The organism is Streptomyces sp. NBC_01142 (assembly GCF_026341125.1).
Classification (GTDB): Bacteria; Actinomycetota; Actinomycetes; order Streptomycetales; family Streptomycetaceae; genus Streptomyces.
Genome location: NZ_JAPEOR010000003.1, coordinates 1,625,260 through 1,644,485, shown reverse-complemented (window position 1 = coordinate 1,644,485; position 19,226 = coordinate 1,625,260). Strand labels below are relative to the sequence as shown.

Below are 19,226 nucleotides of genomic sequence, written 5' to 3'. Positions count from 1 at the left end.
CTCTCCTTGTCAGGGCGTGGGGGTGGGGCTGGCAGAGGGGGCAGCCGGACGGACGGGCGCAGGAGCCGGAGCCCCGTCCAGGGAGGCGATCTCCCAGCGGCCGGCGCGGGCCTTGAGGGTCAGGGCGTAGGTGAGCGGGACGCGGACCTCGTCGTGTCCCGTGGCGCGCAGGGCGACCAGCAGCCGCAGCGTGGTGCCGTCGCCGGACACTGTGGTCACGGGCTCGGAGCTCTTCTCGCCCTCTATGGCGAGCTGGTCGACGGCGATGCCGGTGTAGGGCGCGGGGGTGATGGCGGCGAGCTTGGTTCCGGGCGCGAGGTAGCGGTCGAGCTCACCGGCGCCGGCGCGGGTGAGATAGGCGGTCAGGAACTCGGTGACGGCCTGGGTCCGCGGGTCGGTGGGAAGGGCCGGCCGCAGCGGTCCGTAGACCAGCTCCGGCGCCTCGATCCGCTCGGGGGAGGCAACTTCGGCCGGCATGGCCAGAGCCACGTAACCGTTCGCCCCGCCTGCGGCGGGAGCGGTGGCGACCGGGACCTGGAAGTAGTGGACGGCCTCGGCAGCAGCTTTCTTGGCGTCGGCCTTGGCGTCGCGGCGGTCGTTGTCCGAGGGCTTGGCGGTGGGCTCGGCTTCGGTGATGCGGGCGGCCACCGTCACCGACCAGAGGCCGTGGTCGGCCTGGCGCAGCCGTACGACGGTGAGCTGCTCGCCGGTACGCCGGCCCGAAGCCCCTTCGAGGCGGAGGCTGGTGGCGGCCGGGTAGTAGGCGGCGAGCTTGGCCTGGTCGCCCTCCCCCGCGGCAATGTAGGCGGCGACGAAGAGCTGGGCGAAGCCGCCGGCGCCCTGGGCGCCGACGGCGGCCGGTGCGGCGGGCGCCGCCTTCGGCTTCGATGGTCCGGCCTGGGCCGGCACCGACAGGTACGCGGCCGCGCCGAGCAGCGGTCCCAGGACGAGCAGCCCCCAGACTGTCCAGCGGATCATCGTGGAGGTGTTCGCCTGGGCGCCGGTCGACCAGCCGCCGACATCCCGGGGGCCTTCGTCGATGGCCCAGTCCTGCGGCTCGGCTTTGGCCGGTGCGGTGGCCGCGGCCTTGGCAGGGCGGCGCGTCAGCACAGATTTCATGCCGCACCCTCAGCGGGGAAGAGGCAGTGTCCGGCCAGCTCGCCGATCCGCTGGCGCAGTTCGGTCTCGGGGCGCTGCTCCAGGATCTCCAGGGAGGCAAGGACGTCCTTGGCGTCGTCGGTGAGGAAGGTCCGGAGCCGGTCGTGGGTGGTGGTGTCGAAGGGTCGGTGCACCAGTGCGGCGCCCAGCTGGATCAGCAGACGCTGGGCGCGGGTGACGCGCTCTTCGTCGGCATCCAGGGGCGCCTTGGCGGTGGCGGGCATGCGGGTCTCCTACAGTCGGAGCGAGCGGACGGTGGCCGGGGGAGAAAATCGGGGTCATGCCGCAGGCCTCAGCTGGAGCGAGGACTTCAGGCGGTCCACGGCGCGTGAGCGCCGGCGCTGCCACGCGCCGGCGGTCGCGCCGGAGCGGGAGGCGGCCTCGGTGTCCGGGACGGGGGCGGTGGTGTAGTGCCAGGCAATGGCCCGGCCGTCGGCGGGCGAGAGGGTGCCGGCCTCCATCGCGTCCAGGACCAGCTCGAGCAGTTCGAGGCGGGCGCGGCTCGCCTCCGCTTCACTGGCTGGTCCGGCCGGGGTGAGGCCGGCGGCGGCCGCGGCGGTGCGCACCGACCAGACGTGGGTGCTCTCGGCCGGTCCCGGCTCGGTGTCGGCCAGGTCCTCGGCGAGGGCCAGGTCTTCGCCGAGGACCTCCCGGTCGGCGGCGAGCTCGCGGCACACCCGGCGCAGGGCGTCCAGGGCGAGGTTGGCGGCGGGCCGGCCGGGCCGGGTGTGGATGCGACCGGAGCGTGCGACGACGTAGAGGGCAGCGACACTCATGTGACCGATGTCGTCGAAAGTGCGGCCGCCGAAGGGACGGACCTGGCCGCGGGTCATGCGGACCGCGCCGGGGATCATCGCCTGGACGATGATGCGGGCGGCGAGCGTGGCAGATCGGTCACGGCCAGCCGCGCGGTGCAGCAGGGCGCGCAGTACGGCGTCGGTCAGCTCATCGGTCACGACGCCGTCGCGCGGCCGAAGGGTGGCGAGCAGCTGCACGGGGCCGAGGTTGCGCACCCAGGAATCGGTCACGGCCGCGACGTCGTCGGCCAGGTGATCGGCCATCAGCCAATCGGTCACCACGGCCTGGACGGCAGTGTCCGCGCACAGGACTGCCCACTCGGCGTCCAGGCGGTCAAAGATTCCGCCGGCGATGCGGGCGGGCTGCGACAGGGTGAGCACGGCACATCTCCTTTCGGATGTCGTGCCGTGAACTCTCCTCATCGGGGCTTGCCCGAAGGCTTGCCCAACTCCCTAAAAGAGCAGGTGAGAGGCTTGCCTATTTGCTGGGCAAGCCGCCAGTGACCGATTGGGCAAGCCTCCCGGTGTTCTGGGCAAGCCCCGGTGACCGGTCGAAGCAACCCTGGGCAAGCCTCCTGGGAGGGTGGGCAAGCCTGGTTCCGGGCGGGCTGGGAGCAGCGCCCCCGGTGGTCGATCGGTCACGCCGCAGGGGTGACCGGTGAGCGCTGGATCGGTCAGGACCGATGGCCGATGGGGACCGGATCGGTCATCGGATACCGGCGCAGGGATCGGTCACGGAGCCATCGGTCACCGGCGTCGGTCACTGGTATCACGACCGTGGAATCGGTCGTGACCGACGGGGCCGGACAAGAAGATGACCGGGCTCGGTCATCGGCCACTCGCGGGGCGGGTCGGTCAGCGGTTGACCGACCGGAGATGTGCGCGGCCCTGCTGCCGACGCTGCTCCTCCAGGTGCTCGGCCGCAGCGTTGACCCGCCGCTGGCCGGTCTTCGGGGACAGCCCGAGACGGCGGGCGACCTCCGCTCCGGAGACCTTCTGGCCGGCGTCCTCGGCCTCGGCCAGCCACCCGGCCACGGTGACGATCTGCTGCTGCACGGGGTCCAGATCGGGCTCCTGGGTCTGCTGCTCAGGCAGTCGCGCCGTAGCCGCTCCCGTGTCGGTGACCGTGGCCTCCCATGCGGCCGGCTCGCCCGCGGCTGCCTCTGCAGCCACACCCGTGGGGACATCGAGAGAAGTCTGCTGCGGCACTCCCCCGCCGGGCATACGGTCGCCTGCCGCCGATGCGGTTGCCACCGGAACCGGCACCTGCTCGGCCGCGTACGGCTCCGGATCTCCGGACCACCCAAATTTGGGTGACTCCCCCGCTGCCGGCGCGGCCGAGCCGAAGAACGGATGCGCCTCGGCGGCGGTCTGACGGACGGTGTCGGTCACGGGGCTGACGCCTCGGTCACCGGCCGCATCGGTCACGACGGCGGGGGCCTGTCCGGCCGGCTGATCATCGGTCTCCGGCTCGACCATCCACTGCTGGAGCTCGGCCAGTACCGGCTCCAGCTGCGCCTCGGCGAGCAGGCCGCCGGTCGCCGGATCGGTCACCCCGTACTGGGCAAGGAAGGCAGCGAGTTGACCGGCGTCGGGGAAGGCGCCGTGCTGCTCGATGTAGGCGCGGCAGGCGTCGGCGTAATCGACCGCCGGGACGTCCTGATGCTCGCGCTCCGGGACGGAGTCGCGAAGGGAAGGCTCCGCGGTGCGCACCTCTTCGGCGTGGCCGACGGCCGAGATCTCGCCGCCCTCCAGCGCCCGCTCGTGCTCACCGCCCTGCTGCCCGCCAGAGACCTGGCCGTCAGCGCGGTCCGTCACGGCGCTCAGGACGATGCCGGCTTCCTTCAGGACGTGCGGTGCGGTCTCGGCGAGCGGTACGCCGTACTTCGCCAGACGCAGCGGCATCAGTGACTCGACCGGCGCCTTGCGCCGCCAGCGACGCCCGAAGCGGGCCTGCAGCTGGGCCTCGTAGACGAGCCGATGCTGCTCGAGGCGGACCGCTTCCTCGTACGACCGGATCTCCCACAACTTCATCCGCCGCCACAGGAGGAACGTGGGCAGCGGCGAGAGCAGCCAGCGGGTGATCCGCACGCCTTCCATGTGCTTGTCGGCGGTGATGTCGGCGATCCGGCCCACCGCATGCCGTGCCGCCTCGACCGAGACGACGAACAGGACCGGGATGACGGCATGCATGCCGACACCCAGCGGGTCAGGCCAGGACGCCGCGCCGTTGAACGCAATCGTGGCCGCGGTCAGCAGCCAGGCCGTCTGCCGCAGCAGCGGGAACGGGATGCGCAGCCAGGTCAGCAGAAGGTCGAGCGCCAGCAGGACACAGATGCCGGCGTCGATGCCGATGGGGAAGACGAGGGAAAAGCCGCCGAAGCCCTTCTGGACGGCGAGCTCGCGGACAGCCGCGTACGACCCGGCGAAACCGATCGCGGCGATGATCACCGCGCCTGCGACAACTACGCCGATGAGGATCCGGTGCGTTCGGGTAAGGACAACTGGCGTAGTGCCGTTGGTCATGCCTCGCCCCTCCTGCATCTGCATCTGCATCATCTTGTTCACACTCTCACGATGGATCACCCGTACCACTCGTTCGACGAAGTTCGTCGTGGACCGTCAGCGAATAGTGATCACCAGGTGGGGTGGATCAGCCGGGTGGCAACGGCACACACTGGGATGTGGTTGGTGCTCCCGAGCACCAACCACATCGGGGCGGTCGGTTTTGACCGCGTAAAAGTCCGTGACCACCACCCGCTCATGCGGCCAGAGTGCCCGGTCCGGCGGGCGGCGGGGCCGGGCAGGGTGGTCAGGAGGAATGAGCACCGTGACGTTCTGCTGGAGCGCCCCCTGGACCGCCGTCTCCAGCCGCCTCTGCTCCACCCTCATCCTGGCCGGCGCGACCGAGGGGGCGTCCTCCCGCCCCCGCTTCTCTGTACGACCTGTTGCGCAACCTGGACGAACCACCACCATGCGCACGGCCCACGACCGCGCGACCGACCCGGTCACCCTGAGCGCACTGGACAGCGAGCTGGCCGACCTTGACGCCGAGCACGCTGACATGACGCCGCACCGAAACGGCCCCGCCTACCGGCGGGGCCGTTTCGCATTCTGCTGGCAGCGCCGGTGAGCGGCCGCCGGACACGTAAGAGCCCCGCCGACGAGGGAGGCGGCGGTGGCGCATCCAGTGTGACAGGCGAGCGCTGCGAGCGTGTCCGTTTTGCCGCTCGGCTCGCCGCGCGCTGGCGAGCTGTGCCCGGCGGACGGGCGGAGCCGAGAGGTGGGCGGTCCGAGCTAGCGGGCCGGGAGCTTCGGCGCTATACGGGAGCCGGGAAGCGGAGCAGGGACAAAGGGAGGGACGACAGAGCGAGCAGACAGCGCCGGGCCGTCAGAACACAAAGCCTCTTCCTCCGGCTATCGCGGAGAAAGAGGTGTCGTCGAGCGAAAAGGGCTTGCCCACAGGGGCTGACCAGGCAAAACACTCAAGATCACGAAAGGGGGGTTCACACCTCCGGTAGTACCTACGGTGCAACTCTGGATCCCCCTGTGCAGACAACTGTGCACGCAACTGTGGATGCAACCCTCTTCCGGCGGCGCCGCCGGCAGGCTTAGCCGTCGCGGGCCGACAGGACTGTCGAACTGCCGCAGAAAGTCCGCGAGTCGCCGGGCGAGCTGGCAGCGGTGACCGAGACCGGCGCGTTTGGCGCTTCCGGCCAGCTCTCGCTTTCCGCAACGGGCCATGCCCCGAGACTTCCTAGCCTGCTTCTGACCGCCAAACCTGAAGGGATAGCGACCATGGACCAAGGGTGGGCAGCGCTGCTTGGCGCGGCGATCGGCGCCGTGTTCGGCGGCGGCGCGGCGGTATCCGCCGCCTGGCTCGGGCGCAGTGGGATGAAGATCCAGGCACAGGCAATGGCGCAACAGGCCGGCCTGCAGGTTGATGCCGCGCGAGGGCCGCGGTCCACTACGCGGCCGAGGCTTCGGCCCGTACCGGTAGATGACCGCCTTCGTGGCCTGCGGTCGGCCGCACCCGCAGCGTGTCAGACCCGGCACCTAGGCTGACCACCAGGCAAGTGATCAAGGAGCAGCGCAATGCGGATAGAGCGTCACCAGGTGGGCGGGGCAGCGGTTTCGGCGGCACGCGAGGACTTCGCGAACCGGATCGGTGGACAGGTCCGGTCGATGTCGAAGGCCGGCCGGATGGCCACGTATGAGTGGCAGTCGATCGCCGAGGAGTTTCTCGACTACCTGGGCGCCCTCTCCGTCGAGACGCCCGGCCTCGACATCCCGGAGGCCAAGGCCGCCCTCAAGGACGCGACGGAGGCCGCGGCGGGCGCGGTGGCGTTCGCGGCGTACTTTCCGCACTGCTCCTTCCACATCACCCTCAACTATGTGAACTTCGGCATGGGTTACGACGCCGGGAATGAGGGCGACGCCGAGGAGAGCGTCACCCCAGGCGAATGGATCGACGCGTTCTGCCTCGCGATCCTCTCGGACAAGGCCAAGTGGCACGGCGAGGCCTTCCACTTTGCCCGCCAGAAGTGCGGCGGGACCGCGGACGGAACGCCCGCCGTCGAGCTCATCAAGGGCCTCATGGCACAGGTCCTCGACGACACGGGAGACGACGACGCGGACTACCCTGCGAGCCCCCAGCAGAAGCTCGCCGCCGTGGACGCCGCGCTGACCCGCATCCGCAGCCGGGAGGAGCATACGGGCGAAAGCCTCCTCGACCGGCCGGACAGCGTGGCGCTCAAGACCCTGCGTGCCCTGGCCGCCGAGGACCAGGTGGGCTTCGACTCCGAACTGACCGCCCTCCTGTTGCCGTACAGCACGTTGCATGGACCGGGCGCCTCGCCGGGCAGCCTCCTCCCGCTCCTGCCGCTCGCCCTGGCCGCGCTCGCGTACCGGACCTTGGGCTGGGAACCAGCCGTCGACACCGACTACCTTCCGCGCGCCCTGGTCACCGGCTTCGAGACCCGCGGCCCGCGCGTCGAAGGCTTCGGCCGCAACCGGCGCCCGGATGCGGCCGCTGCACTGGCCACGGGGCCGCTCGTGGTCGGACGGCCAGCCCTCGAAAGGACCGTGAACGCGGAGAGCGAGGCCCTGATCGACCAGTACACCAGGGAGGCCATCTCGCCGGTGGACGGGCAGCCCCTCGCCGTATGGCGGCTGGCGAGCGCCCTGCGCTACCAGGAGCTCCTCTTCAAGTGGCGCGCCTCGGACTCCGGCGACATCACGGACGCCCAGCTCGCGAACCTGCGCCTGGCCTCCCAGCTGGGTGCGGCCCTGTTCCGCATCGCCCTCGCCGAGCCGGGCACCGAGGCCCGGGTGACGATCGACGGCGGTACGCTCGGCTACCCGGCCTCCCGTGGCGAGGAAGTGGGCGCGGGCAGCTGGCAGACCGCCACTGCCTTCGCCCTGATCACCGGCGTACGCGAAGACCTCGCCCCCCTGGTCCTGACCGGCCCCACTTTCACCGCCAAGGACGGCGGCGCGTTCGCGTCGTACCGGGTGGCCCTCCACGACTACCTGAGGGGCGTGGATCCGCAGCCGGCGACGCAGCGGGCGCTGCGGGACGTGGAGGAAGCCAGGGACTGGGGCTTCTTCCCGCCGCCGGCGGTCCTGCTGTCGCAGCTTGTGGAGGGTGACGAAGAGAGCTTCAACCTGGCCCTGGCCGACGCCCTCGAAGCCCACCGCGACTACTACCGGGTCTCCGACCGCGCCGACGACCCCGACGCCAGGATCGACCTCGACGCCTTGGCCCTGGCCGGCCACGCCCGCCGCAGAGGCTGGATCATCCGGGTCGAGTCCCCTTACCTGCCCCAGCGGCTGCTCCGGGCGGCCGAACCCGTCTAAGTTTCCCCGGGCGAGGGCGAGTTGTGCATGGCGGCGGCGGGGTGGTGGCGGCCGTCTCCTTTCTGACTGCAGTCGCGCAGGCTCATCCAGTTCTTCGTGCGGGCGAAGGTGTGCTCGACGCGGGCCCTCACCCGTGGGTGTTCGGCGTTGATCTCTTCCTGGCCGCCCCGGCCGCAGCCGGAGTCACACCGCCTTCGGGAAGGCGGAGGCGGCCCCGATGCCGGGACCGTAGCGGGCACGAGCCCGGTCGAGGGCGGATTCGAGACGGTGGAGCTTCTCGTCGCGGTCGTCGAGGGTGAGCTGGTGTGAGGCGTGTTCGACGGGGCAGAGGCGTTCTGCTCGTACGGCGAGTGCGCGGACGCGGGCGCGCTGGAGGCCGAATCCGGTCAGGAGTTCGCGCGCGGTGGTGGCGAGGGCGGGGGTGTGGGCGGTCGGCTCGGTGAGGGTGCGGCTGCGGGTGGTCTGGGTGCGGTCGGCGTAGGTGACGGTGAGCGTGAGGGCCTGGGCGATCTCGCAGGTGGTGCGCAGCCGGGCGCCGAGTTCCTCGACCAGGGCGAGGACGGTGCGGTGGTGGTGGTCGGGGTCGAGTTCGTCGTGGTCGAAGCGGTGGCTGGTGCTCACGGACTTGGGGGCGGCGGCCGGGACGACGGAGCGCTCGTCGATGCCGTGGGCGAGGTCGTGGGCTTCGCGGGCGGCGCTGGCGCCGAGGATCCGCTGGAGGGAGCTGGGTGTCGGCAATGTTGCCGACGGTGGTGATGCCGTAACGGGCGAGCGTGCGGGCGGTCTTGGGGCCGACGCCGGGCAGGGTGGCGGCCGGCTTCGGGCGGAGGAACGCGGCGATCTCGTAGGGGTCGTCATGGACAACCGTGGCGGCACCGGGTGGGGTGGCGGCCGCGGCCATCGCCGAGATCCCGCGTGTGGGGCCAGCGCCGGCCGAGCTTTGAACGCCGTGGAGCGCGAGCAGTCGGAGGCGGAGCACAGCGATGAGGCCTTCGACGTCACGGTCCCAGAAATTGAGGGCGCCGGTGAGGTCGACGTAGGCGGACCAGTCGGCGCGCAGGGGCTCGATGCGGGGGCTGATGCCTTCGAGAACGGCGAGCAGCTGTTCGTACAGCTCTTCGCTCCGTTCCAGGGGATGAAAGTGGATCCGCAGGATCGCACGCGGCCGCGGGAGTGCGGTGTCCGTGATCATCCGGCGCTCCCTTGGCTCTTGTGCCCAAGGCGGGTGAGTTCGGCCGAGCGGCTCCCCGCCGGCTGAAGATCGCTCCATGGGTGCAGGCGGGCGCCTGCGGTGCCGTCCGGGATCGTCCGCGAGGGGCCGGACTGGGCGGGTGTGGGCGCCGGGGCTTGGCCCAGCATGTCGAGGAGGGCTTGAGGGCCGTGGGTGGCGCGGGCGGCGGCGAGTTCGTCGAGGTCCCAGGCCATCTCGCCGACCACGGTGCGCCGGGGTCCGCGGGCTTCGACCGTGCCGCGGACGAGGAGCAGGCCGTGGTGGAAAATCGTGTGCGCGCACTGCTCGTGGGAGTTCTCGAAGAAGGCGAGGTCGACGAGGCCGGAGCCGTCTTCGAGGGTGACGAAGATGATCCGCTTTCCCGACGCGATGGGCGGGGTCTGGGTGGAGGCGCGGACGCCGGCGACGAGGACGCGTTGTCCGGGGTGCATCGCGCGAAGGTGCGCGGCGTCGGTGGCGCCGATCTCGCGCAGCAGTCGGTGGTGGTCCTCCATCAGGTGCCGGGAGACGTCGATCTCGAGGACGCCGAGCTCGGCTTCCAGCCGTTCGCGGGCGGTCATCTCCCGCAGTCCGGACGGGCTGGCGGCGTGGAGCGTGGTGTCGAGCGGGAGCTGGCTGGCGCCAGGGCGGGTACGGGCCTGGCGGTGGAGTTCGGTTGCCTGCAGTAGCAGGTCCCGTCGCGTCGCCTCGCCTTTGAGCGGGTCGAGTGCGCCGATGCGGATGAGGCGCTCGAGGGTCGGGAGCTTGGGGTGGGCGCGGGCATAGAAGTCCTGCAGGGAGGTGTAGGGCTGGCCCTCGGTGACCCTCGCGACCTCGTCGTCGGAGATGCCGTGCACCGACGCGAGGGAGATGCGGACGCCCCAGCCGGATGCGGTCTGCTCGACCGTGTACTGGGGCTTGGAGACGTTGATGTCGACGGGCAGAACGGGGACGTCATGGCGACGGGCGTCGGCGACGATGACCCGGGCCGGCCACATACCCGGGTCATGCTCCAGCAGTCCCGCGTAGAGAGCGGCGGGGTGATGGGCCTTGAGCCACGCGGACTGCAGCGCCGGGACGGCGAACGCCACGGCGTGCGCTCGGCAGAACCCGTACGCCCCGAACGAGGAGACGATGTCCCAGACGTCGTCGAGCACCTTCGGGCTGTAGCCGCGGGCGCCGGCCAGCTGCCGGAACCAGGTCTCGATCTTCGCCAGGCGCTGCTCGTCGCTGAGGGCGCGGCGGGCTACTTCGGCGAGAGCGCGGTCGCAGCCGGTCATGACTGCGAGGATGTCGATGATCTGTTCGTGCCAGATTGTCACCCCGTACGTATCGCGCAGGACCGGCTCCAGGTCGGGGTGGGGGTAGGCGGGTGCGGCGCCGTGGCGGGCTGCGATGTAGAGGGCGGGCATGCCGCCCTGGACCGGGCCCGGACGGAACAGGCTGATGTCGGCGATGACGTCTTGCGGGTCGCGGGGCTGGAGCCGGCCGACCAGGTCCTGCTGACCGGGCGACTCGAGCTGGAACATGCCGACCGTGTCCGAGTTCTGGATGAGCGCGAAAGCGAACCGGTCGTCGAGGGGGACGTGGTCGGGGTTGTCTAGGTCGATTGCCCTGCCGGTCGTGCGGTAGATCTCCTTGACGGCGTGGGCCATGGCGGACTGCATCCGTACCCCCAGGACGTCGAGCTTGAGCAGGCCCATATCCTCGACGTCCTCTTTGTCGGCCTGGAGCATCGGATACTCGCCCCCGGGGGTGGGCTGCACCGGCAGCCGGTCCAGGAGGCTCACGTTGGAGAGGATCACCCCGCACGGGTGCATGGCGATTCCGCGTGGCAGCGCGTCCAGGCCTTCGGCGAGCTCCCACAGCGGCCCGAACTGCTCTGCCTCGGCGGCAAGTTGCCGGAGCTCGGGGAGCTCCGTAAGTGCCGAGCGGATGTCACAGGCGCGGATGTGCGGGAAGGATTTCGCGATCCGGTCCACGGTGGCCGGCGTCAGCCCGAGCGCGAGGCCGGTGTCCCGCAGGGCGTGGCGGGCGCGGTATGTCTCGGGCATGCCGGTGACCGCGACCCGCTCCCGCCCGAAGCGGGCGATGATCCGGTCGTAGACCTCAAGGCGGCGCGCGGACTCGACGTCGACGTCGATGTCCGGCAGCGAGGCGCGCCGCTCGGACAGGAAGCGCTCGAAGAGCAGCCGGTGCTCCAGGGGGTTCGCGGTGGCCACGAACAGGCTGTGGTTGACCATGGAGCCGGCGCCGGAGCCGCGGGCAGCGACCCGGATGCCCATGTCACGCACGTCGGCGACGACCTGGGCGACGGCAAGGAAGTACGGCTCGTAGTGCAGCCGGCCGATGATGCCGAGCTCGTAGTCGAGCTGGTCCATCGCGCGCTGGTCGCGATCGAGGCCGCGGGCGACCATGCCGCTCTCGCACCGCTGCCGCAGCAGCCGCATCGCCCCGTCCGGCGCCGGCTCGGCGCCGACCACGGTGGGTTCGGGGAAGTGCGGCACCCCAAGCCCCAGGTCCCGGGCCGGGTCGACATCGCACGCATCCGCGACCAAGACGGTGTCGGCGATCAGCCTCTCGGCGCGGCGCCGGTCCGCCCCGGCGGCGGCCGCCACCCGCTCCGCGATCCCGGTCATCGCGGGCCCGTCCTTGAGCCAGCGCTCGCCGCAGTCCCGTCGCCGCCGGTCGACCGGCCGCAGCAGCCTGGCCGCGTCCAGCACGTCCGCGATCCGGCGCTGGGCCGGGTCGGCGTAGCGGACGGCGTTGGTCAGGACGGCCGGGATGGCGAGCCGGTCGGCGAGCGCGAGGGTGTGCGCGGCGAGACGGACAGAGCCCGGGCCGGTGCCGGACAGACCCCAGCACACGACCTCCAGCCGCAGCCCGTCGCCGGTGATCTGCTGCCACGGGGCGAGGAGCCGCTCGGCGACGTCCGCGCGCCCGGCCGCGAGGGCGCGAAGGGGCTCCGACGCGGGACCGAGCAGCACCATCAGGCCTTCGCCCGCGTGCTGGGCGAGCATCTCCCACGACGCCATGGGCGGCGTGCCCGTGGGGAAGGCCGCGGCATGCGCGCAGGACACCAGCCGGCATAGCCGCCCCCACCCGCCCGCGGCCCGGGCCAGGAACGTCGCCCGGAAGGCGGCCTCCGCGACATGCGCACCGCCTCGCACCGGGGTCCGGCGGCGCACCTCGGCCGGTGGAACATGGGCGGCAACGCCGAGATCGACGCCGAACACCGGCTTCACTCCGGCGGCCGCGGCCGCCTTCGCGAAGCGCACCGTGCCGGTGACCATGTCGCGGTCAGTCAGCGCCACCGTCCCGATCTCGCGCGCAGCGGCCCGGGCGATGAGGTCGCGCGGGTGCGATGCGCCGTAGCGGGCCGAAAACCCACTGCTGACGTGCAGGTGAGGGACGCCTCCTCGCATGACACCCTCCGCCCAGATACCCCCAAATCCGCACCAATCGATCCGGCTACGCTTCAACTGTATCGAACATCAATTCGAACACGCGAGGATGAGGCGTCTATGTTCAGCCAACTGGTGCTCTTGTGACTGAGCGCCGTACCTGGCCGGACTGGCCAGGTACGGCGCTCAGACGGCGTCAGCGGCGGGACGTTCCGAGGGTCTGGTCGGCCGTCTCGAAGCGGTGCTCCGTCGGCTTCAGCACGTCGTAGAGATAGCCGAAGTACTCCGTCTCCGCCGTTCCGGTGAGCACCGCCAGCAAGAAGGCCAAGCACCCCATGTCGTGGTACTCCCACAGGGGTCCGCGCCCCTCGTTGTAGAGCACGCTCCACTCGTCGGGGTGCTGGCCGGGCCGCGACAGCCAGTACAGGAACGCCCCCGTGCCCTCCTCGAATGCCCACGGCAGGACCCGCGCCCCCGCCTCCAGCAGGCCGGCAGGCTTCGCCTCGAACTCCCACAGGTCGGCCAAGATCTCGTCCCGTTCCGTCGTCTGCGCGTGCAGATCGCAGTCGCTGTAGGCGGAGTCGGGGACGAGTAGCCAGATCGTGTCGTCGAAGATGCCGTCGCCGTATGTCTCGACGAGCTGCTTGTAGTCAGCGGGCAGAGCCGTACCCATGGCGCGCTCGGCCTGCGCCCAGTCCACCGCGGGCGGCGGTTCGACGGGCGGCGGGCAGAGGCGGACGAGGGCATCGAGGGCGATCATGGAACGGACGCTACTGGCACCCCAGCCGGTGCCCGTGGGCGGGTGGCCAGGGCGGCAACCGGACCCGCCCCCGAGTGAAGGCCTCGGGACGTTCTGAGCGCGCACTTGGCCGGACGGGCCATCTACGGCGCTACCCGACCACAGCTCTGTCGCGGCGGAGGTCGAGTACGGAGGGGGCAGGGCGGCGCTGGCCCAGACCACCGGCACGAGAGTTCTCGCGGTCCGGCTTCGGGCCGCCGCGGTGCTGGGGAGGGCTTTCCATGCCCACGCAGAGGCTCGTACCCTTGATCGCGGGGGCCGTACAAGGAGCGCCATGCCACACCCCTTGATGAACAGCGCGGTGTCCTTCGGTTTGGTGACCATCCCGGTGTCGGTTTGGCCAGCCACGGAGTCGCACAGCATCGCCTTTCGGCAGATCCATACCGCCGACGGCGGGCGGATCCGCAACCGCAAAATCTGTGAGCAGTGCGGTGAGCAGCTGAGCCAGGACCAGATCGGCCGCGGCTATGAGGCCCCGGACGGCTCCCTTGTCGAGATCACCGATGCGGACCTGGACGGTCTGCCGCTGGAGTCGGTGCGGGCGATCGAGGTGATCGGCTTCAACGCGTACGAGAGCATCGACGCGGTGAGCATCGGTCGGGCGTACTACCTGGCCGCCCACGGCGACATCGCGGCCAAGCCGTACTCGTTGATCGTCAAGGCTTTGCAGCGGACGTCGAAGGCCGCCGTCGTCCGGTACTCACTGCGCGACCGCGAGCGGCTCGGGCTCCTGCGCGTGAAAGACAACGTGCTGGTCCTCCATCAGCTGCTGGCCGCCGACGAGATCCGGGACTCCGCCGCGCTCGCGCCGCCCGAGGAGAGCCTGCCCGAGCACGAGATCCAGAGCGCGCTCGCCCTGGCCGAGGCGCTCTCCAGCGACGACATCGGTGACGTCGGCGATCTGACCGATCACTACACCGAGGCCCTGGAAAAGATCATCGCGGCCAAGGCGGACGGCCGTCAGCTCTCTCCCGCGGAGAGTGGGGACGAGGGCCAGCGAGCGCCCATCGTCGACCTCATGGCCGCCCTCAGCGAGAGCGTCGAGAAGGCCCGCGAAGCGCGCGGCGAGCCCGCCGCCGTCCACGAGATGCCGACCAGGAACCGCGCCGCGAAGAAGACCACGTCGGCGGCCAAGAGGAGCTCGGCGAAGAAGACCGCAGGCAAGAAGAAGGCGGGCGGGCACATCCCCCACAAGAGCGCGTGAAGCGATCACGACCGGCTCGCCGGCGGGCGCGCAGGGCTGTGACTGAGCGCTTCACTTGGCGAGTTGGCGCTTGAGTTGGCTAGGCCGAGCGCTTCAGTTGGCGGGCAGGGTAGCGCTTGACCTTGGGCTGATCCGGTTTCTGGTGAAGTGGTACAGGACGCTGCACACGAGGGCTGTGCTGGGTGCATGGAGTCTTCGGTCTGTACGCCCAGAGGACGGGTCCCGGCGCGTGTGGTCGCACAGCCGCACCCTGGACGATCTTGTCGTGCCGTACGCCATCGATCCGCGGATCGCGGCTGCTGGAGTCGGGGCAGGGTTGGGCCCGGCGGTGGACGGTGACCTGGAAGACGGCTCGATGTGATCTGCCCGGTCAGGGAGCTGGCCGGGGTGCCAGGCAGGCGGCGGTGCGTCGTTACTGAGCACGAGCCCGCCAATTGAAGCGCTCAGCCTCGCCAACTCAAGCGCTAACTCGCCAAGTGAAGCGCTCAGTCACAAGGGCACCGGGCTCGCCCCGCGTGTCACCGAGAACAAAATTCGAACATGCGTATCATTAGGTGAGTGAGCACCACCTACAACTTCCCCGAGCGCCTGCAGGCCCTGCAGCTCCAGCTGCACCGCGTCCGCGCTCAGTACGAGCAGCTGTGCCGCTCTCTGCCCTGGTCCGTCGAGCCGAGCTCGGGCCGGACATACGAGCGGCAGCTGATGGGCTCGGTCACCCAGACCGTCACCTTTGCCGACTCCCCCGGCTACACGCCCGAGCAGATCGTGCAGGAGCGGCAGCTGCGGCGACGCATGATCCGGCTCTCGGCCGCGATCGTCGCCCACCCCTGGTGGAACGCGTGCGCGCCCGGCGAACGAGTCGACGCTCGCATGGCCCTCCAGAACCTGCCCGAGCCCCAGCCTGAGCGCAGACCGCCGTCGACCGGGGTGGAGGCGCGGAAGCTGTAGCGGCAGCCGAGCACGGTGAGGTTGGCGTGCTTGAGCGGGGAGACTCGGGCGACGCCCTCGTCCAGGACGTCGTGCTCGTGCTCGTCGGCGGGCAGCGCCCGCAACCTCTCGACTGCGGCGCACCGCGAACCCCAGCTGGTGCGCTGTCGTACGGCGCAACGCGATCAGGTCCCAGTCTGCGTCGTCCAGGAAGAAGAACCGCTCAGCGCGTGCGCGGTGGCTTGGCTCCCGTGCCGTGACTGCCGCGAGTCTTTGACTTCGCCCCTGGCAGTCTTGTCCGGTCCTTGATGTGGCGTCCGCGCACGCGCCTGGCGAACGCGAGCCGGGCGGAGGAATGCCGCACACCAGGAATACGTGACGGGTACCAGCTCCTCGTGACGACATACCCGCCGGGGACGTGCGAAAGTGAACCCCCCGCCCCCGTCCCGAGGTTGGACGGCCGAGGGCGCGAATTCGCGCAACTCCCTGGCTCTGCACGGCAGCTGGCCCGCAGACTTGCCGTCATGTCCGTTTGCCTCTTCCGACATGTCCACCACCGGCACAGCCATCGAACTCTCGGCAGCCTGAACGGTGGCGCACTTAGCGGCCGCGGCGGGCTCGAGGCGAAGCCGTGCGGGTCCCGTCATCCCTGAAGGTTAGGGTCGAAGCCGATCGGCCCCGACAGGTGGAGCCGGGCCGCATTGCAAGGGAGCCCTCCCGTCATGTCCGTCCTCAGCGTTGCCCTGTCCGCTGCCGTCGGCGCCCTGGCCGGCGCCGTGGCGCGCCCGGTGGTCTTCGCCCGGTCGGTCCCCGCGCCCGCGTCCTGGCGCAGCAGCTGTCCCCACTGCGGCAGCACTGTCATCGGCCGCCGCCCGCTGCCGCTGTTGCCCGTTTCGGGACGCTGCCCGACGTGCACGGAGCGGATCGGTCCCCCCGCGCTTTCGGCGGAGATCTTGGCAGCCGCCGTGTTCGCCGCCGTCGCTGCGGGCGGAGCGAGCGGCTGGGTCGCCGCAGCCCAGTACTGGCTCGCCGCGTGCGGCATCGCCCTCGCGCTGATCGACCTGGCGGTCCAGCGCCTGCCCGACGTGCTCACCCTCCCCGCCTGTGCCGGAACGCTGCTCCTGCTCACCGGGGCCGCCCTGGCCGGCGGGCCCGGCAGCCTCGGCCGCGCGGCCGCCGCCGCTGGCGTCCTCACCGCCGTCTTCCTCCTCCTGGCGATCTTCACCGGGATGGGGCTGGGAGACGTCAAACTCGCCCCGGCCGTCGGCGCGCTGCTGGGCTGGAGCAGCTGGACGAACGTGTGGTGGGGCGCCGCCGCCGGCTTCGTCGTCGGAGCAGTGTGCGCGGCGGCGCTGCTGGCCGCCGGATGCGACCGTCGCAGCCAGATCGCCTTCGGCCCCTTCATGGTCATCGGGGCGCTCGCCGTTTCGCTCACGACCATCTGACGGGCACCATTCGTACCGGAAATGTCTCTTCCGGCAATTCCTCTTCCTGAGCACCGCCTTCCGGAAAGACGGATACCTGAAATCTGGTGTCACTGGGTCGTGCTCTGGATGCCCAGGACGTCGTACAGGTGCTGGCCGTGGGCCCATCTCTTCAGTTCGGGGCGGCCCATGAGGATGAGGTCGTGGTGCGCGGCGAAGTCGGCCGCAGGCTGGGTGAAGCCGTTGAGGCCGATCATGATCGGGACGTCGGCTCCATGGTGGAGGCGTGCCGTTCCGTTGAACTTCTGCACGTGCCCCGAGCCGACCGGGTTCTGATACTGCTTGCATTGCAGGATCAGGAGCTGGTCGTCGTGGTCACGGGCGGTGACGTCCACGCCGAGGTCTCCGGCACCTCCCACCCGCCGTGTGCTGTGGAACCCGTCGCGGGCCAGGAGGTCGGCGCATGCTTGCTCGAAGCCCGTCGCGCTCATCGCGGCGAGCTGCTTCATCTTGAAGGTCAGCACATCCGCCTTTACCGCTTCGCCCGGCGCAGCGGTGGAGGCGTAGTCCTCGTCGTTACCGACGTAGCCGTAAGTGCCGGCGCCGAACAGGAGCGACAGCAGCTTCGCGAGGTGGATGAGCGTGGCCAGTGCGCCGACGGCGATGAAGCCGGTCCACCAGGGGTGATCGGCGATCAGCTCCCACAGGTCCACGGTGATCCACCGGCTGACGTCCTCCGTGAGCCACTCCCACACCATCTTGCCTATGGCCAGCGCAAGGACGGCGTACAACAGGAACTTCAGCAGCGGGTCGAGTGACCCGTCTTCGTCGAACACCACACCTCCGAGACGTTGATGATGGGGAGTGCCTGTCAGGCGGCACGCCTGAACCGGGTGCGGCGGGAGCGTGCGGACAGTCCGAGGAGCTCGTGCAGCGCGGTGCCGCTTTCCGCCCAGCGCCGGAGTCTGTCCCGGTCGACCCAGTGGACGCTGTGCCGGTCGCCCCAGGCCATGGCGTCTCGGGTGAAGGTGCCGTTGGTGATGACGACGGCGTGGTCGGCCCGGTGGGCAGGGCCGGCCGTCCCCTTTACCGCGTACATGACCGAGGACCCCACTTTCCCGCCGACGCGGGTGTGTTTGGCCTGGACGGCGATCCGGCCGTGGTGCGTGTGGTCACTGATGACGTCGGCGGCCTGATCGCCGCTGCCGCCCACGCGGCGTGCCGGCCAGCCGTCGCGGACCAGCAGGTCCCGCAACGCGTGCTCGAACTGCCGGTCGTCCATGGCGTCGAACTCGGCCAGCGTGATCCGCAGCGTGGCCAGCCGCTCGGCGTCACGCCGTCGACCGTACATGGTGCGCGCGATCCGCCAGGCCCAGACGGCCCCCGCCAGCAGAACGAGGACCAGGAGGAAAGGCCACGCGTCTTTGAGCGCCGCGACGGTCGCGGCGGCCATCCGAACGGCCAGGACCAGGACGGCCAGTGCCACAACAGCGGCCGAGAGGACCTCGGCCGCGCCGCGTGGGCGTCGAAGGCGTAACCGCTTGCTTCCCATCAGCGAGCGGCCGGAGAGGTGACAGCCGGCTTCGGATGCGCGGGCGGCGTCGTGTTGGTGGTCGCCTCTCCGAACCCGAACACCTGCCCCCATAACCACACGGCGGCCGCGAGGCCGGCGATCATCCAGCCGCTCATCCGCTTCGCCCTGCCCGGCTTCGGATTACGGCGGATGTGCCCACGTACACGGTGGAACCCGTCCGGCACCTTCGACATGGTGTCCCCTCCCGTCGGCGAGCCGCGGTCGCGGCACGTCCCTTAGATGGATGTAGCAGCGGGCACTGACAGAAACTGATGGATCATCACGGGGGCGGGCCGGTCAAGGCCGTCATCAAGCCAGGCCCGGCGCACCGCCCGACTGCCCATCAGGCTGGAAGTCTGGGCGGCTGACCTCGGCGGACGCCTCTGCGGCCGCCGTTGCCCGCCCAGGCAGCATTGCGAGGATCACTGACCGGATGTCCCTCACCTGCGAAAACGGTCGTGGTCACGTCAGGCGGTACCGCGATGGTGAATGGCGAAAAGCAGCAGGAGCGCACTCGTTGCTGTCGCGCGCCGGTGCTGCCCCCTAGACCATCTCCCACAGGCGGTCGGGGTGCTCCAGGTCATTCATCGGGACGTGCTGCTTCAGCCCTCGCAGCTGTCGGCGGAACTCTTCGGGCTCGAGTCCGGCGTGGGCGGCGAGGCGGGGATGTCGGAGTCGTTGAGGTTCAGGCTCATGATGTCGGGGATGTCCTCGGGGCGGTGCGGATCGCCTGCTGTCTCGGTGCGCTGTGCTAGCAGCAGGAACACCTGCTTGGCTGTCTCGTCGGCAATGCCGGTCTGGTGGACGTATGCAATGGCCTGCCTGCTCATGTGGACTGCGATTCCCTGGTGTTGACGGTGCAGTGGCTGTC

The 19,226-nt window shown here is 70.5% G+C and carries 16 protein-coding genes and 2 pseudogenes; 6 read left to right on the top strand and 12 right to left on the bottom strand.

Annotated features, from left to right (window positions below; genetic code table 11):
* Positions 1-9 precede the first annotated feature (9 nt).
* From OG883_RS41650 to OG883_RS41635, 4 genes are all read right to left on the bottom strand, one after another.
* Entirely contained in the window at positions 10-1,119 is a 1,110-nt protein-coding gene (locus OG883_RS41650; RefSeq protein ID WP_266552734.1) for a conjugal transfer protein, read from the bottom strand.
* The gene (locus tag OG883_RS41645; protein ID WP_266552732.1) at positions 1,116-1,382 is read right to left on the bottom strand and encodes a hypothetical protein; all 267 of its coding nucleotides are present in this window, start codon (positions 1,380-1,382) and stop codon (positions 1,116-1,118) included. The genes OG883_RS41650 and OG883_RS41645 overlap by 4 nt, the downstream gene beginning before the upstream one ends.
* Positions 1,383-1,436: 54 nt before the next feature.
* Positions 1,437-2,336: a hypothetical protein gene (locus OG883_RS41640; RefSeq protein ID WP_266552726.1), complete on the bottom strand. Its 900-nt coding sequence runs from the start codon at positions 2,334-2,336 to the stop codon at positions 1,437-1,439.
* Between the two features lie 474 nt (positions 2,337-2,810).
* Positions 2,811-4,514 (bottom strand): DUF2637 domain-containing protein, encoded by a 1,704-nt coding sequence (locus OG883_RS41635; RefSeq protein ID WP_266553285.1) that lies wholly within the window; start codon positions 4,512-4,514, stop codon positions 2,811-2,813.
* A gap of 262 nt (positions 4,515-4,776) precedes the next feature.
* Between OG883_RS41635 and OG883_RS41630 the strand changes: the two genes are divergently transcribed.
* A complete protein-coding gene (locus OG883_RS41630; protein WP_266552723.1) occupies positions 4,777-5,088 on the top strand; it encodes a hypothetical protein in 312 nt (103 codons plus the stop codon).
* A gap of 962 nt (positions 5,089-6,050) precedes the next feature.
* Positions 6,051-7,814, top strand: coding sequence for an immunity 49 family protein (locus OG883_RS41625; RefSeq protein ID WP_266552721.1), 1,764 nt, complete (start codon positions 6,051-6,053; stop codon positions 7,812-7,814).
* Here the strand turns inward: OG883_RS41625 and OG883_RS41620 are convergent.
* The 4 genes and pseudogenes from OG883_RS41620 to OG883_RS41605 form a co-directional block, all read right to left on the bottom strand.
* Positions 7,811-7,978: pseudogene (locus OG883_RS41620) on the bottom strand (IS5/IS1182 family transposase); the annotation flags it as partial. The gene OG883_RS41625 and the pseudogene OG883_RS41620 sit on opposite strands and share 4 nt — an antisense overlap.
* A 19-nt stretch (positions 7,979-7,997) precedes the next feature.
* Positions 7,998-9,003 (bottom strand): annotated as a pseudogene (locus tag OG883_RS41615) (hypothetical protein).
* Positions 9,003-12,449, bottom strand: a complete 3,447-nt coding sequence (locus OG883_RS41610; protein ID WP_266552718.1) for a DNA polymerase III subunit alpha — start codon at positions 12,447-12,449, stop codon at positions 9,003-9,005. Before OG883_RS41610 ends, OG883_RS41615 begins: the two are co-directional and overlap by 1 nt.
* A 175-nt stretch (positions 12,450-12,624) precedes the next feature.
* Positions 12,625-13,188 carry a hypothetical protein gene (locus OG883_RS41605; RefSeq protein ID WP_266552715.1) on the bottom strand — a complete coding sequence of 188 codons (564 nt, stop codon included), beginning with the start codon at positions 13,186-13,188 and terminating at the stop codon, positions 12,625-12,627.
* 313 nt (positions 13,189-13,501) lie between these two features.
* Here OG883_RS41605 and OG883_RS41600 point away from each other — a divergent pair, with 313 nt between their 5' ends.
* The 4 genes from OG883_RS41600 to OG883_RS41585 all read left to right on the top strand — a co-directional run bounded on the left by OG883_RS41600 (position 13,502) and on the right by OG883_RS41585 (position 16,803).
* Positions 13,502-14,431: a Ku protein gene (locus OG883_RS41600; RefSeq protein ID WP_266552712.1), complete on the top strand. Its 930-nt coding sequence runs from the start codon at positions 13,502-13,504 to the stop codon at positions 14,429-14,431.
* Positions 14,432-14,660: 229 nt separating this feature from the next.
* Positions 14,661-14,792, top strand: coding sequence for a hypothetical protein (locus OG883_RS41595; RefSeq protein WP_266552709.1), 132 nt, complete (start codon positions 14,661-14,663; stop codon positions 14,790-14,792).
* 197 nt (positions 14,793-14,989) lie between these two features.
* The gene (locus OG883_RS41590; RefSeq protein WP_266552706.1) at positions 14,990-15,379 is read left to right on the top strand and encodes a hypothetical protein; all 390 of its coding nucleotides are present in this window, start codon (positions 14,990-14,992) and stop codon (positions 15,377-15,379) included.
* 701 nt (positions 15,380-16,080) lie between these two features.
* Entirely contained in the window at positions 16,081-16,803 is a 723-nt protein-coding gene (locus OG883_RS41585) for an A24 family peptidase (RefSeq protein WP_266552703.1), read from the top strand.
* An 89-nt stretch (positions 16,804-16,892) separates the two neighbouring features.
* Here OG883_RS41585 and OG883_RS41580 read toward each other — a convergent pair whose 3' ends face one another.
* The 4 genes from OG883_RS41580 to OG883_RS41565 all read right to left on the bottom strand — a co-directional run bounded on the left by OG883_RS41580 (position 16,893) and on the right by OG883_RS41565 (position 19,185).
* Positions 16,893-17,618: a restriction endonuclease gene (locus tag OG883_RS41580; RefSeq protein ID WP_266552701.1), complete on the bottom strand. Its 726-nt coding sequence runs from the start codon at positions 17,616-17,618 to the stop codon at positions 16,893-16,895.
* Between the two features lie 35 nt (positions 17,619-17,653).
* Positions 17,654-18,334: a restriction endonuclease gene (locus OG883_RS41575; protein ID WP_266552699.1), complete on the bottom strand. Its 681-nt coding sequence runs from the start codon at positions 18,332-18,334 to the stop codon at positions 17,654-17,656.
* On the bottom strand, positions 18,334-18,549 hold the full coding sequence (locus OG883_RS41570; protein WP_266552696.1) for a hypothetical protein: 216 nt from the start codon (positions 18,547-18,549) through the stop codon (positions 18,334-18,336). Before OG883_RS41570 ends, OG883_RS41575 begins: the two co-directional genes overlap by 1 nt.
* Positions 18,550-18,957: 408 nt before the next feature.
* A complete protein-coding gene (locus OG883_RS41565) occupies positions 18,958-19,185 on the bottom strand; it encodes a hypothetical protein (RefSeq protein ID WP_266552694.1) in 228 nt (75 codons plus the stop codon).
* Between the last annotated feature and the right edge of the window lie 41 nt (positions 19,186-19,226).